Source organism: Salmonella sp. NW177, assembly GCF_051811585.1.
Taxonomy (GTDB): domain Bacteria; phylum Pseudomonadota; class Gammaproteobacteria; order Enterobacterales; family Enterobacteriaceae; genus Salmonella; species Salmonella enterica.
In genome coordinates this window covers 137,325-151,089 of sequence record NZ_JAMMZV010000008.1, presented here as the reverse complement: position 1 = coordinate 151,089, position 13,765 = coordinate 137,325, and the positions used below count along the sequence as shown (strand labels likewise).

Here is a 13,765-nt window from a genome sequence, read left to right as displayed (position 1 = left end):
AGAGAGATTATGTTTGAACCTATGGAACTAACCAACGACGCGGTGATTAAAGTCATCGGCGTCGGTGGTGGCGGCGGTAACGCTGTTGAACACATGGTGCGCGAGCGCATCGAAGGTGTTGAATTCTTCGCGGTGAATACCGACGCTCAGGCGTTGCGTAAAACGGCGGTTGGCCAGACCATTCAAATTGGTAGCGGCATTACCAAAGGTCTGGGCGCCGGCGCTAACCCGGAAGTTGGTCGTAACGCGGCGGACGAAGACCGTGAAGCGCTGCGTGCGGCGCTTGAAGGCGCAGACATGGTATTTATCGCGGCAGGCATGGGCGGCGGTACCGGAACCGGCGCGGCGCCAGTGGTTGCTGAAGTGGCAAAAGATTTAGGTATTCTGACCGTTGCCGTGGTGACTAAGCCTTTCAATTTTGAAGGCAAAAAGCGCATGGCATTTGCGGAGCAGGGTATCACCGAACTGTCCAAGCATGTGGACTCGTTGATCACCATCCCGAACGACAAGCTGCTGAAAGTGCTGGGCCGTGGTATCTCCCTGCTCGACGCGTTCGGCGCGGCTAACGACGTGCTGAAAGGCGCGGTTCAGGGCATCGCAGAGCTGATCACCCGCCCGGGCCTGATGAACGTCGACTTTGCTGACGTGCGTACCGTGATGTCTGAAATGGGCTACGCAATGATGGGCTCCGGCGTGGCGAGCGGTGAAGACCGTGCGGAAGAAGCGGCTGAAATGGCTATTTCTTCTCCGCTGCTGGAAGATATCGACCTGTCCGGCGCGCGCGGCGTGTTGGTCAACATTACGGCGGGCTTCGACCTGCGTCTGGACGAGTTTGAAACCGTCGGTAACACCATTCGCGCGTTTGCGTCGGATAACGCCACCGTGGTTATCGGTACTTCTTTGGATCCGGATATGAATGATGAACTGCGCGTGACGGTAGTGGCGACCGGTATTGGTATGGACAAACGTCCGGAAATCACTCTGGTCACCAATAAACAGGTGCAGCAGCCGGTGTTGGATCGTTATCAGCAGCACGGTATGGCGCCGCTGACGCAGGAGCAAAAAACGGTCGCGAAAGTGGTTAACGACAATACACCACAGGCGGCGAAAGAGCCGGATTATCTGGATATCCCCGCATTCCTGCGTAAGCAAGCTGATTAAGAATTAGCTGGAATTTGGGATTCTGGGCTCTTTGTGCTAAACTGGCCCGCCGAATGTATAGTACACTTCGGTTGGATAGGTAATTTGGCGAGATTATACGATGATCAAACAAAGGACACTTAAACGTATCGTTCAGGCGACTGGCGTCGGTTTACACACCGGCAAAAAAGTCACCCTGACATTACGCCCTGCGCCGGCCAACACCGGGGTCATCTATCGTCGCACCGACTTGAATCCACCGGTAGATTTCCCGGCCGATGCCAAATCTGTGCGTGATACCATGCTCTGTACGTGTCTGGTGAATGAGCATGATGTACGGATTTCAACCGTTGAGCACCTGAACGCTGCTCTGGCGGGCTTAGGTATCGATAACATCGTTATTGAGGTTAATGCCCCGGAAATCCCGATCATGGATGGCAGTGCCGCTCCGTTTGTCTACCTGCTGCTTGACGCCGGTATTGATGAACTGAACTGCGCCAAAAAATTCGTACGCATCAAAGAGACTGTTCGGGTTGAAGATGGCGATAAATGGGCTGAATTCAGACCGTACAATGGTTTTACGTTGGATTTCACCATCGACTTTAACCATCCGGCGATCGATTCCAGCAGCCAGCGCTACGCGATGAACTTCTCTGCGGATGCGTTCATGCGCCAGATCAGCCGTGCGCGTACCTTCGGTTTTATGCGTGATATCGAATATCTGCAGTCCCGCGGCCTGTGCCTGGGCGGCAGCTTCGATTGTGCCATCGTTGTTGACGATTATCGCGTATTGAACGAAGACGGCCTGCGTTTTGAAGATGAATTCGTTCGTCACAAAATGCTTGACGCGATCGGTGACTTGTTCATGTGTGGTCACAATATTATTGGTGCGTTTACCGCGTATAAATCCGGTCACGCATTGAATAACAAATTGTTACAGGCAGTCCTGGCAAAACAGGAAGCCTGGGAATTTGTGACCTTCCAGGACGACGCAGAACTGCCGTTGGCTTTCAAAGCGCCTTCGACGGTACTGGCATAACGACATACGCTGTCGTATAAAATTCGACTGGTTAACCTGGCACTCTCTCCGGCCAGGCGAGCCAGTCGTTTTTTTTACTATCCTTTATCTGCGCTTTCCTTAATACAGCCATTTTGGCAGAGTTAAATGGAAACACGGCGCGTTCGCTGTTTTCTTAGCCGATTTTCACCATAGCTTCTCGTCATTACTGCTGTAGCGCGTACGCTTTAATGATAAGATTTGTGCGCAAATTGTTTTGATTCCGTAAGCCCATGAGGGGCATATCAGGTGGCAATGACGTGAGTGGAATACTGACGCGCTGGCGACAGTTAGGCAGACGATACTTCTGGCCGCATCTCTTATTAGGGATGGTCGCGGCGAGTTTTGGTTTGCCCGCGCTCAGTAACGCCGCTGAAACCAATACGCCTGCAAGGACGACCGCCAGCACCGCGTCTAAAGTTAACTTTAGCCATCTTGCGCTGTTAGAAGCCTCTAACCGTCGTCCCAATTTCACCGTAGATTACTGGCATCAGCACGCTATTCGCACGGTGATTCGCCACCTTTCTTTTGCAATGGCGCCGCAAACGCTGCCCGTTGCCGACGCGCCGTCGCCATTACAGGCGCATCATATCGCCTTACTGAATACGCTCAGCGCGATGCTCACGCAGGAGGGCACGCCGCCGGCGATTGTTCGCCGCCTCTCCCTGGCGTATTTTGCGCCACAAACCGCATTTAGCATCCCGGCCTGGATAAGTCAGGCGCAGGGTATCCGCGCCGGTCCGCAACGTCTCAGCTAACGAAAAAAGACCCTTTTACTTTATTTGTAGCTCCGCGGCGCGGGGCATTTGAGACTTTATTATGCTAATCAAATTATTAACCAAAGTATTCGGTAGCCGTAACGATCGTACGCTGCGTCGTATGCGTAAGGCCGTCAGCCTTATTAATGCGATGGAACCGGAGATGGAAAAACTCTCCGATGACGAACTGAAAGCGAAAACCAACGAATTTCGCGCCCGTATTGAAAAAGGCGAAAGCGTAGAGAGCCTGATTCCGGAAGCGTTCGCGGTGGTGCGTGAAGCCAGTAAACGCGTCTTTGGGATGCGTCACTTCGACGTTCAGCTATTGGGTGGTATGGTGCTCAATGATCGCTGTATCGCCGAAATGCGTACTGGTGAAGGTAAAACGCTGACCGCAACGCTGCCAGCCTACCTGAACGCGCTGTCCGGCAAAGGCGTTCATGTGGTAACCGTGAACGACTATCTGGCGCAGCGTGACGCCGAAAACAACCGTCCGCTATTCGAATTCCTCGGTATGTCCGTTGGTATCAACCTGCCAGGTATGCCTGCGCCCGCCAAACGTGAAGCTTACGCTGCCGACATCACTTACGGCACTAACAACGAATACGGTTTTGACTACCTGCGCGACAACATGGCGTTCAGCCCGGAAGAGCGCGTGCAGCGTAAACTGCATTATGCGCTGGTGGATGAAGTCGACTCCATCCTGATCGATGAAGCGCGTACGCCGCTGATTATTTCCGGCCCGGCGGAAGATAGCTCGGAAATGTACAAAAAAGTGAACAAAATCATTCCGCACCTGATTCGTCAGGAGAAAGAAGATTCTGACACTTTCCAGGGCGAAGGCCACTTCTCCGTTGATGAGAAAGCGCGCCAGGTTAACCTGACCGAACGCGGTCTGGTGCTGATTGAAGAGCTATTGGTGCAAGAAGGCATTATGGATGAAGGCGAGTCGCTCTACTCGCCTGGCAATATTATGCTGATGCATCACGTCACCGCCGCGCTGCGCGCGCACGCGCTGTTTACCCGTGACGTGGATTACATTGTGAAAGACGGCGAAGTCATCATTGTTGATGAACATACCGGTCGTACCATGCAGGGGCGTCGCTGGTCTGACGGTCTGCACCAGGCGGTAGAAGCGAAAGAAGGCGTTGAAATTCAGAATGAAAACCAGACGCTGGCGTCTATTACCTTCCAGAACTACTTCCGTCTGTATGAAAAGCTGGCCGGTATGACCGGTACGGCGGATACTGAAGCCTTCGAATTTAGTTCTATCTATAAGCTGGACACCGTCGTTGTTCCGACCAACCGTCCGATGATCCGTAAAGATTTGCCGGATCTGGTCTACATGACCGAAGCGGAAAAAATCCAGGCCATTATCGAAGATATTAAAGAGCGTACCGCGAACGGTCAGCCAGTGCTGGTCGGGACGATTTCTATCGAGAAATCTGAAGTGGTCTCCAGAGAGCTGACCAAAGCGGGCATCAAACATAACGTACTGAACGCAAAATTCCACGCCAACGAAGCAGGCATCGTTGCGCAGGCTGGTTATCCAGCGGCGGTCACTATCGCTACCAACATGGCGGGTCGTGGTACCGATATTATGCTGGGCGGTAGCTGGCAGGCGGAAGTCGCCGCGCTGGAAGCGCCGACGGAAGAACAGATTGCGCAGATTAAAGCGGACTGGCAGGTACGCCATGACGCGGTTCTGGCTGCCGGCGGTCTGCATATCATTGGCACCGAGCGCCATGAATCCCGCCGTATCGACAACCAGCTGCGTGGCCGTTCCGGTCGCCAGGGCGACCCGGGTTCTTCCCGTTTCTACCTGTCGATGGAAGATGCGCTGATGCGTATTTTCGCCTCCGATCGTGTCTCCGGTATGATGCGTAAATTGGGGATGAAGCCGGGCGAAGCGATTGAGCACCCGTGGGTGACGAAAGCTATCGCTAACGCGCAGCGTAAAGTAGAAAGCCGTAACTTCGATATTCGTAAGCAACTGCTGGAATATGATGATGTGGCGAACGATCAGCGCCGTGCAATTTATACCCAGCGTAACGAATTGCTGGATGTGTCTGACGTGAGCGACACCATTAACAGCATTCGCGAAGATGTCTTTAAGGCGACTATCGACGCCTACATTCCGCCGCAGTCGCTGGAAGAGATGTGGGATATCCCGGGTTTGCAGGAACGCCTGAAAAACGACTTCGACCTGGAGATGCCGATTGCCGAATGGCTGGATAAAGAGCCGGAGCTGCATGAGGAGACGCTGCGTGAGCGCATCCTGGCGCAGTCCATCGAGGTGTATCAGCGTAAAGAAGAGGTGGTTGGCGCTGAAATGATGCGTCATTTCGAAAAAGGCGTGATGCTGCAAACGCTCGATTCCCTGTGGAAAGAGCATCTGGCGGCGATGGATTACCTGCGTCAGGGTATTCATCTGCGCGGCTATGCGCAAAAAGATCCGAAGCAGGAATACAAGCGCGAATCCTTCGCTATGTTCGCCGCGATGCTGGAATCGCTGAAATATGAAGTGATCAGTACCCTGAGCAAAGTCCAGGTACGTATGCCTGAAGAGGTCGAAGCGATGGAAATGCAGCGTCGCGAAGAGGCGGAGCGCCTGGCGCAGATGCAGCAGCTAAGCCATCAGGATGACGATGCCGCTGTGGCTGCCGATCTGGCCGCCCAAACCGGCGAACGTAAGATTGGACGTAACGATCCTTGCCCTTGTGGTTCCGGTAAGAAATACAAACAGTGTCACGGTCGCCTGAGCTAATGCGATAAACTTACCGGCCTGATAAGACATAATGTGTTGCCATCCGGTCGGTGCTGGCATTATTGCCGAAGGGCGCTACGCTTATTCGGCCTGGCATTGAACACAGATAAAAAGGCGCAGGCGACTGCGCCTTTTTTATGGATGCAACAAGATGAAAAAACTGCAAATCGCGGTTGGGATTATCCGCAACCCGAACGACGAAATTTTTATCACCCGACGCGCCGCTGATGCGCATATGGCGAACAAGCTGGAATTTCCCGGCGGAAAAATTGAAGCCGACGAAACACCAGAGCAGGCGTTGATCCGGGAGCTACAGGAAGAGGTGGGGATTACGCCAACACAGGTGACACTATTCGACACTCTGGAATATCAATTCCCGGATAGACACATTACGCTGTGGTTTTGGCTGGTTGAACGCTGGGAGGGCGAACCGTGGGGGAAAGAAGGGCAGCCGGGACGGTGGATCGCGCAGAACGCGTTGAATACGGACGATTTTCCGCCGGCCAATGAACCGATTATTCGTAAATTACGCCAATTTGCGCCTTAGTGGGGGATCGCAACACGATCCCCATCGATCTTATTAGCGATTTAATGTCGACATAATTTCCGGCCAGTAGCGGGGGCCGGCCGCGGCGTCGTGAGGAAAAACCGCCTCAATTGCCGCCAGCTCCTGCGGGCTGAGGGTCAGTGATAACGCGCCGAGGTTTTCATCCACCCTGGCGCAGTGGCGGGTGCCGGGAATGGGAACGATGTGCCTGTTGCGGGCCAGCAGCCAGGCCAGCGCTAATTGTGCGGGGGTACACTCTTTTTCGCGTGCCATTTGTTTTATTGCTTCAGCCAGACGTAAATTGCGCGAGAAGTTCTCACCCATGAACCTGGGATTTGTGCGACGGAAGTCATTCGCAGCAAAATCTTCTGGCGTTTTAATCGTACCGGTCAGAAATCCGCGTCCCAGCGGGCTGTAAGCGACGAATCCTATACCCAACCGTTCACAGGTGGAAAGTGCTGAAATTTCCGCTTCGCGGGACCAAAGCGAATACTCACTTTGCAGCGCGGTAATAGGGTGAACGTGATGGGCGCGTTCCAGCGTTTGCGTTGATGCTTCGGATAGCCCGAGATAACGCACTTTTCCCTCGCGCACCAGGTCCGCCATTGCACCGACAGTCTCTTCTATGGGGACTGATGGATCAACGCGATGTTGGTAGTACAGATCGATATGATCGACCCCCAGGCGTTGCAGACTTTGCTCACAACTACGGCGAACGTACTCCGGTCTGCCATTGACGCCACGCGCCATAGGGTTAGCAGGGTCGAGAACGATACCAAATTTCGTCGCTAAAAATACCCGATCGCGACGATCGGCGATGGCTCTTCCGACTAACCTTTCATTGGTATAAGGGCCATACATATCTGCGGTATCGAGCAGTGTTACCCCCTGATCTAACGCATAATGTAGCGTCTTAATTGAGGTGCTGTCGTCATGAGCGCCGTAAAATGCGCTCATGCCCATACATCCCAGTCCGATGGCTGACACTCGCGGTCCGTTTGCGCCTAATGTACGATATTGCATACTGCCTCCATGAGGATATTTTGTGCATGGCAGGCAGTCTATACCTGGCGTATAAGATGAAAAATAGGGGGAATAAGCATGGTTTATGAAGGCTGGCTTAATAATGCGTCATGATGTGATGTCCATATTGCATGCTTTTTGCATGATTGCTGAAAACCATAGCTTCACGCGGGCAGCGGCGCAGTTACATATTTCTACATCGGCGTTAAGTCAGAATATGCGCCAACTGGAGGATGAACTTGGCGTGAAATTGTTGAACCGAACCACCCGGCGTGTCGGTTTGACAGAAGCAGGACATGCCTTTCTTGCCAGTATCAGGCCCGCATTGAACCATATTGATGAGGCGATGGAACATGCCCGCCAGAGCCGCGATATACCCGGAGGGACATTACGCCTGACCGTACCGCGCACGGCGGCTATGCTTTTGTTACAACCTAATCTCGCCGGTTTCATGCGCGATTATCCCGATATTCGGCTGGATATCGATGTGAATGACGGTTTTGTGGATTTAATTAACGAACGCTTTGATGCCGGTATTCGCTTTGGCGATGCGGTACAACTTGATATGAATGTCGTTCCGCTCGGTGATGTTTTACGCCCGGCGATCGTAGCATCCCCTGCATACCTTGCGCGTTTTGGCACGCCGCTGCACCCTCAGGAACTCATCAATCACCGCTGCCTTTGCCATCGTTTTACGCGTGAGAGCGGGCTATATCGGTGGGAGTTTGTTCACGGAGCGCAACGGCTGGAAATTACGCCGGAAGCCGCGTTAATGGTGAATGATAAAGCGTTGCGTCTCTCCGCCGCGCGTGATGGGGCAGGGCTAACCTACGTTTTTGAACAGGATGTCCACGAAGACTTACAGGATGGGCGGTTGTGTTCCGTACTTGAGGAGTGGCTGCCTGCGGCGGACCGGTTTTATTTGTATTATCCCGGCCGCGCGCATATGGCGCCAAAACTACGCGTATTTATTGATTATTTTTGTCATAAGGCGATATTGCCGTCTTAACAGAGCCATCACCGTTAGCGCTCTTCGCTCCAGTCGTCGCTATCAGACTGGTCGCCGCTGCTGGCGATTCGTTTCTCTTCGGCGGCCCATTCGCCCAAATCAATTAACTGACAGCGTTTAGAACAAAATGGACGGAAGGGGCTAATTTCCCCCCAGACGACCGGTTTACCGCAGGTCGGACAGTTTACGACGGTCACGTCAGACATTTTTACTCCTTAGCAACAGGCCAGTTCAAAATCAAGACGCTCCGGCACCAGACCATTTTCACTATCCAGCGGCATAAAGCGAATGGCAAAACGGCTCTTATGGCCGGAAATTTGCGGATAAAGTTGTGAATCGAGCGTCAGCATAAGACGCAGCAAATCGGCGTCGTCCCCGTTATCCTGATAAAAACCGTTCAGACTGGTTTGCTTACGGAAAGGCGCTGAATTACGGATCAGATCAAGCACCAGCGTCAGCGCCTGGGTGAGGGGATTCAGGCTGGCAAGCCAGCTTTCAATCTGGGCGTCGCGCTGCGCCTGTTGTAGGTGCAACCAGATATGCAGAGTGGGTAAATCGAAACTGCAACAGCCGCCAGGAATACTTAAGCGTTGACGCACAAGGGCAATCAAGCGATCTTCGCGTAGCTGCTGGCCAATCCTCGGGGCGGAGATCAGCACGCTGCCCGCGGATTTTAACTGCTGGCGCAGGGCTTCAATACGGTCTTGATCGACGCCGGGAACCTCAACCCAGGCCTGTAATTTACGCTGCTGGCGCTCCAGTTCTTTCAGCAGTTCGGTACGGACTTCGCCCCGTTCGAACACATCCAGTAGATCGCTGATGTTACGGAAAAAATGCAGTGCGCCAGCATGGTCTGCAATTGGCAGGTTGATGGAGAGCTGTTGGATCAAAAACTCTATGCGCAGCCACGTACGCATCTTCTCATTGAGAGGGTGTTCAAATAGGACCTGGGTGTGCATTACGGTTTTTCCTGTGAGACAAACTGCGACGCGAGCTTAAGATAACTGGCGTGCAGGCGGGCCACATCTGATGCGATAGCATCCGGTGCGCCGTTATTATCAATAACATCGTCCGCCACGGCAAGGCGCGCTTCACGCGTCGCCTGCGCAGCGAGAATGTGTTCAACATGCTCGCGCGTAACATCATCACGCTGCATTGTGCGTATGAGCTGCGTTTCGGGCGTCACGTCAACCACCAGTACGCGGTTGGCTTTTTGATACAGCCTGTTTTCAACCAGCAGAGGCACAACCCATAACACATAGGGCGACGTAGCCTGTTGAAACTGTCGTAGGGTTTCCTGCTGAATTAAGGGATGAAGCAGAGCGTTAAGCCAGGCTTTTTCTTCCGGATGCGAAAAAATATGCTCACGCAGCGCCCGGCGACGTAACGTGCCGTCGGCGGCGATAAGTTCAGAACCAAAATGTTCCGCTATTGCGTTCAGGGCGGGCTGCCCTGGCTCAACCATCTGGCGCGCGATAATATCCGCGTCGATGACGGTTATTCCGAGGTCAGCGAAGGCATCAGCGACGGTACTTTTACCGCTGCCAATACCGCCGGTTAAGGCTACGGTATACCTCATATCTCCAGCTTCCGGAATTTTAGTTTGACAATCAAAAGGTTAAATTTTAAGCATACAAAGACGATACGCTCTGAGCATTAACCTACTATTCGCCAGGTAAATTTATGGGATTGTAACGTAAAAAAAGAGAATTTCGCAGTCTTGTACGGCCATGATTAGTGCGTATGATAGCGTCACTGGAGTTGTGAGTTTCGATTTTTCGCCATTAACCCCAGGAATCCGCACATGCGTATTGAAGAAGATCTGAAGTTAGGTTTCAAAGACGTTCTTATCCGTCCTAAACGTTCTACCCTCAAAAGCCGTTCCGATGTCGAACTGGAACGTCAATTCACCTTTAAACACTCAGGTCAGACCTGGTCTGGCGTACCGATTATTGCGGCCAATATGGATACCGTCGGGACGTTTGAAATGGCGCAAGCATTGGCCGGGTTTGATATTCTGACTGCTGTACATAAACATTATACCGTTGAAGAATGGGCAGCTTTTATCAACACGGCTTCGGCTGATGTTCTCAAGCATGTGATGGTTTCCACCGGGACCTCTGATGCTGATTTCGAAAAAACCGTGCAGATTCTGGCGCTGAATCCTGCGCTGAACTTTGTCTGTATTGATGTGGCCAATGGCTATTCAGAACATTTTGTGCAGTTCGTCGCGAAAGCACGTGAAGCATGGCCGACAAAAACAATCTGCGCAGGCAATGTGGTAACGGGCGAGATGTGCGAAGAGCTTATCCTCTCCGGCGCCGATATCGTGAAAGTGGGAATTGGTCCCGGCTCCGTATGCACGACGCGTGTAAAAACTGGCGTTGGTTATCCGCAACTGTCGGCGGTTATCGAATGTGCTGACGCGGCGCATGGCCTGGGCGGCATGATCGTCAGCGATGGCGGCTGCACCATGCCAGGCGACGTAGCAAAAGCCTTCGGCGGCGGCGCGGATTTCGTTATGTTGGGCGGCATGCTGGCGGGTCACGAAGAGAGCGGCGGCAGCGTGGTAGAAGAGAACGGCGAGAAATTTATGCTGTTCTACGGCATGAGTTCGGAATCTGCGATGAACCGTCATGTCGGCGGCGTTGCGAAATACCGCGCGGCAGAAGGTAAAACGGTTAAATTGCCGCTGCGTGGGCCGGTGGGCAATACTGCCCGCGATATCCTGGGCGGTCTACGCTCAGCCTGCACTTATGTCGGCGCGTCTCGCCTGAAAGAGTTGACCAAACGCACCACCTTTATTCGGGTGCAGGAACAAGAAAACCGCATTTTCAATAGCCTCTAATATTCTGGCTGGCGTAAATGTGCGCCAGCCTTATCCCATCCCGCTCATCGCGTCTCCCAGATGAAAAATCGGCAAATACATCGCCACCACCAGCGTACCGATAATTAAGCCGGTGATGATCAATAACGCCGGTTCCAACAGCGACGCCAGATTATCGGCCAGCGCCAGCGTAGTTTCACTGTGGTGACGGGCAAGGTTATGCAGCATGATATCGAGTGAGCCGGACGCTTCGCCCGTTCTGACCAGTTGCAGGCATAGTGGACTAAATTCCTGGGTATTTTTTAGCGCCAACCAGACCGGATTGCCCGCGGCGATCTCCTGATGTACCTGCGTTAAACGCTGTGACCAGTAAGGGCAGCCGAGGCTATCGATAGCGCTTTCCAGTCCCTGAAGAAAAGGAATGCCTGCGCTTTGGGTTAATGCCAGTACGGTGAATATTTGCGCTAGTTTCTGGCCTCTTATCAGGCGACCCATAACGGGAAGCCGTAGCAGAAGACGCTGCCGCTGCGCTTGCCAGGACGGTTTTTGTTTTACCCTGCGGTGAGCGATAGCAATGAGCATCGTCAGGAACAAGATGAGCCAACCCCATGTCGACCCCCATTGCGCTATCGCGATAATACCGCGCGTCAGAAGAGGGAGCGGGGTATTGAAGCTACGGTAAATGGCGGCAAATTCCGGCAGAACAAAGTGCAGCATGGCGAAAACGACCAGGGCGGCCATTGTCAGAATAATGACGGGATAGCGTAGCGCCTTTTTCACGCTAACCGTAATCTGCCGTTGCGCTTTTTGCTGACGGGCCAGTTCAAAGCAGCATTCGGCCAGTTTGCCGGTCAGTTCTCCGGTGCGGATCATCGTCTGGTAGAGCGGCGGAAATACCTGCGGCCAGGAGACTAATGCGCTGGAAAAAGGGACGCCCTGTTCAAGCTCGTGAGCCAGCGTGCGCAACAGCGCTTGCCATTGTGGGTGGGGATGCTGTTGCGCAAGGAGTTCCAGCCCTTCAGAAAGCGTCAGCCCGGCATGAATGAGCGTGGCCAGCTGATGAATAATTTCAGCGCTTTGCTCTTCTTTCCACAGTGCGGCGTTAACGCCCATACGCTTGATGCGAAGCGGCATAATGCGCTGATGTTGCAGGGTGATGATCAGCGCCAGACGATTGTCCGCCCATACAACGTCTTGTTCCAGTTGACCTTTATCGTTAACGCCTTGCCAGCGCCAGAGCTGTTTAACGCTCATGGGGCATTCCCAGAACGCGCAGTATCTCTTCAAAGGACGTCATGCCTTGCTCAACGGCGCGACAGCCATTTTCAAAAAGCGTCCCTGTACCGGTCTGTTGGAGGTGGGCTTCCAGTGCTTGCGCCGATGCGCCGCTCGCAATTAACTGACGTAATGCCGGGGTAACGGTTAACACTTCGAATAACGCGGTTCGGCCATAAAAGCCGTGGTAGCAATGCTGACAGCCGCTTGCCTGCCAGCGCGGTAGCGCGTTGGGCCAAAGATTGGGCGATAGCACCACGGGATCGCTCAGACGCTGTTTGCAGTGCGGGCAAAGCTTCCTTACCAGGCGTTGCGCTACCACCAGCGTAAGCGCCGATGAGATCATCCAGCGTGCTACGCCCATTTGCTGCAAACGTATCAGGGTTTCGCTGGTGGAGTTCGTATGGAGCGTTGAAAGTACCAGATGGCCCGTTTGTGCCGCCTTAATGGCGATTTCTGCGGTGTCGCCGTCACGAATTTCACCTACCATGATGATGTCAGGGTCCTGGCGTAAAAGCGCGCGCAGCACATTTTGAAAGGTGAGCCCGGCGCGGGGATGGATCTGCGTCTGGTTAATCCCATCCAGTGGAATTTCTATCGGATCCTCAACGCTACAGAGGTTGATACCCGGCGTATTCCGGGTTTGTAGCGCGCTATATAGCGTGACCGTTTTTCCGCTACCGGTGGGGCCAGTCACCAGTACCAGCCCCTGAGGTTGCTGTAGGGCTTGCCTAAAAGCGGTAAGTTGTGCCCCGTACATGCCCAGCGTGTCCAGATCCAGCGTTTGTTCAACCTGATGCAACAACCGTAAGACGACTTTTTCGCCTTCTTTACAGGGAAGCGTGGCGATACGAAAAGAGATGCTGTCGCCCGTCAGGTCAACGGTAAATTGCCCGTCCTGCGGCAGCCGATGTTCAGCGATGTCCAAATTTCCCAGGACTTTCAATCTGGCCGTCAGCGCAAGCCCCGTCTCTTTGGCGATGTCCTGCAGAATATGAAGAACGCCGTCGATGCGGAGTCTTATTCGGTAGCGGCTGGCGCCTGGTTCGAGATGGATATCAGAGGAGCGTTTCGCCATCGCCGAGCGTAATGTCTGATTGAGAAGCTGGGCCGCGGTTTCTCCACCTTTCGCGGCGTTTGTCGAGGGAGCCTGATCCGGCTTATGCCGATGATTTTCCATTTGCTGGCGAGTCCAGCACACAATATCAATCTGTTTTTGCGTGGCGAAATGCAGAGCGTCCAGTAACGCATGAGAGGGCGCGTCGACCACCGCAACAGTGATACTGTTGCTGGCGCTATTGATCAGTACAGCCTGATGACGTTGACACAAGGTGTTGAGCTGAGCGTCTTTCATCTTGTCTC

General features: G+C 53.4%; 13 protein-coding genes. 7 read left to right on the top strand and 6 right to left on the bottom strand.

What is annotated here, in order from left to right; translation table 11 throughout:
• Nucleotides 1-9: 9 nt before the first annotated feature.
• The 5 genes from ftsZ to mutT all read left to right on the top strand — a co-directional run bounded on the left by ftsZ (nucleotide 10) and on the right by mutT (nucleotide 6,269).
• Nucleotides 10-1,161 (top strand): cell division protein FtsZ, encoded by a 1,152-nt coding sequence (gene ftsZ / locus NA986_RS20505; protein WP_000462785.1) that lies wholly within the window; start codon nucleotides 10-12, stop codon nucleotides 1,159-1,161.
• A 100-nt stretch (nucleotides 1,162-1,261) separates the two neighbouring features.
• Complete coding sequence (gene lpxC / locus NA986_RS20500; RefSeq protein WP_000595487.1) at nucleotides 1,262-2,179, top strand: UDP-3-O-acyl-N-acetylglucosamine deacetylase; 918 nt, start codon at nucleotides 1,262-1,264, stop codon at nucleotides 2,177-2,179.
• A 278-nt stretch (nucleotides 2,180-2,457) separates the two neighbouring features.
• Nucleotides 2,458-2,955 (top strand): secA translation cis-regulator SecM, encoded by a 498-nt coding sequence (gene secM / locus NA986_RS20495; RefSeq protein ID WP_000014336.1) that lies wholly within the window; start codon nucleotides 2,458-2,460, stop codon nucleotides 2,953-2,955.
• Between the two features lie 61 nt (nucleotides 2,956-3,016).
• Entirely contained in the window at nucleotides 3,017-5,722 is a 2,706-nt protein-coding gene (gene secA / locus NA986_RS20490; protein WP_000905756.1) for a preprotein translocase subunit SecA, read from the top strand.
• A 151-nt stretch (nucleotides 5,723-5,873) separates the two neighbouring features.
• The gene (gene mutT, locus NA986_RS20485) at nucleotides 5,874-6,269 is read left to right on the top strand and encodes an 8-oxo-dGTP diphosphatase MutT (protein WP_000736058.1); all 396 of its coding nucleotides are present in this window, start codon (nucleotides 5,874-5,876) and stop codon (nucleotides 6,267-6,269) included.
• A gap of 33 nt (nucleotides 6,270-6,302) precedes the next feature.
• On the opposite strand, the gene NA986_RS20480 is transcribed toward mutT, so the two are convergent.
• Nucleotides 6,303-7,292 (bottom strand): aldo/keto reductase, encoded by a 990-nt coding sequence (locus tag NA986_RS20480; RefSeq protein WP_001534422.1) that lies wholly within the window; start codon nucleotides 7,290-7,292, stop codon nucleotides 6,303-6,305.
• Between the two features lie 85 nt (nucleotides 7,293-7,377).
• Here NA986_RS20480 and NA986_RS20475 point away from each other — a divergent pair, with 85 nt between their 5' ends.
• On the top strand, nucleotides 7,378-8,301 hold the full coding sequence (locus tag NA986_RS20475) for a LysR family transcriptional regulator (protein ID WP_031618939.1): 924 nt from the start codon (nucleotides 7,378-7,380) through the stop codon (nucleotides 8,299-8,301).
• 14 nt (nucleotides 8,302-8,315) lie between these two features.
• Here NA986_RS20475 and yacG read toward each other — a convergent pair whose 3' ends face one another.
• The 3 genes from yacG to coaE are packed head-to-tail and all read right to left on the bottom strand — an operon-like array spanning nucleotide 8,316 to nucleotide 9,880.
• Nucleotides 8,316-8,507, bottom strand: a complete 192-nt coding sequence (gene yacG, locus NA986_RS20470) for a DNA gyrase inhibitor YacG (RefSeq protein ID WP_001286419.1) — start codon at nucleotides 8,505-8,507, stop codon at nucleotides 8,316-8,318.
• Between the two features lie 9 nt (nucleotides 8,508-8,516).
• A complete protein-coding gene (zapD, locus tag NA986_RS20465; RefSeq protein WP_000557441.1) occupies nucleotides 8,517-9,260 on the bottom strand; it encodes a cell division protein ZapD in 744 nt (247 codons plus the stop codon).
• Entirely contained in the window at nucleotides 9,260-9,880 is a 621-nt protein-coding gene (coaE, locus tag NA986_RS20460; RefSeq protein WP_023216324.1) for a dephospho-CoA kinase, read from the bottom strand. Before coaE ends, zapD begins: the two co-directional genes overlap by 1 nt.
• A 225-nt stretch (nucleotides 9,881-10,105) precedes the next feature.
• Between coaE and NA986_RS20455 the strand changes: the two genes are divergently transcribed.
• On the top strand, nucleotides 10,106-11,149 hold the full coding sequence (locus tag NA986_RS20455; RefSeq protein WP_001217365.1) for a GMP reductase: 1,044 nt from the start codon (nucleotides 10,106-10,108) through the stop codon (nucleotides 11,147-11,149).
• Between the two features lie 30 nt (nucleotides 11,150-11,179).
• On the opposite strand, the gene hofC is transcribed toward NA986_RS20455, so the two are convergent.
• The gene (gene hofC / locus NA986_RS20450; protein WP_023216323.1) at nucleotides 11,180-12,382 is read right to left on the bottom strand and encodes a protein transport protein HofC; all 1,203 of its coding nucleotides are present in this window, start codon (nucleotides 12,380-12,382) and stop codon (nucleotides 11,180-11,182) included.
• Entirely contained in the window at nucleotides 12,372-13,757 is a 1,386-nt protein-coding gene (gene gspE, locus NA986_RS20445; RefSeq protein WP_023216322.1) for a type II secretion system protein GspE, read from the bottom strand. Before gspE ends, hofC begins: the two co-directional genes overlap by 11 nt.
• Nucleotides 13,758-13,765 lie beyond the last annotated feature (8 nt).

Coding starts and splice junctions, on each gene's coding strand:
- hofC (WP_023216323.1), bottom strand. CDS start 12,382: ATGAGCGTTAAACAGCTCTGGCGCTGGCAAGGCGTTAACGATAAAGGT.
- secA (WP_000905756.1), top strand. CDS start 3,017: ATGCTAATCAAATTATTAACCAAAGTATTCGGTAGCCGTAACGATCGT.
- mutT (WP_000736058.1), top strand. CDS start 5,874: ATGAAAAAACTGCAAATCGCGGTTGGGATTATCCGCAACCCGAACGAC.
- yacG (WP_001286419.1), bottom strand. CDS start 8,507: ATGTCTGACGTGACCGTCGTAAACTGTCCGACCTGCGGTAAACCGGTC.
- lpxC (WP_000595487.1), top strand. CDS start 1,262: ATGATCAAACAAAGGACACTTAAACGTATCGTTCAGGCGACTGGCGTC.
- zapD (WP_000557441.1), bottom strand. CDS start 9,260: ATGCACACCCAGGTCCTATTTGAACACCCTCTCAATGAGAAGATGCGT.
- ftsZ (WP_000462785.1), top strand. CDS start 10: ATGTTTGAACCTATGGAACTAACCAACGACGCGGTGATTAAAGTCATC.
- NA986_RS20480 (WP_001534422.1), bottom strand. CDS start 7,292: ATGCAATATCGTACATTAGGCGCAAACGGACCGCGAGTGTCAGCCATC.
- coaE (WP_023216324.1), bottom strand. CDS start 9,880: ATGAGGTATACCGTAGCCTTAACCGGCGGTATTGGCAGCGGTAAAAGT.
- NA986_RS20475 (WP_031618939.1), top strand. CDS start 7,378: ATGAAGGCTGGCTTAATAATGCGTCATGATGTGATGTCCATATTGCAT.
- gspE (WP_023216322.1), bottom strand. CDS start 13,757: ATGAAAGACGCTCAGCTCAACACCTTGTGTCAACGTCATCAGGCTGTA.
- NA986_RS20455 (WP_001217365.1), top strand. CDS start 10,106: ATGCGTATTGAAGAAGATCTGAAGTTAGGTTTCAAAGACGTTCTTATC.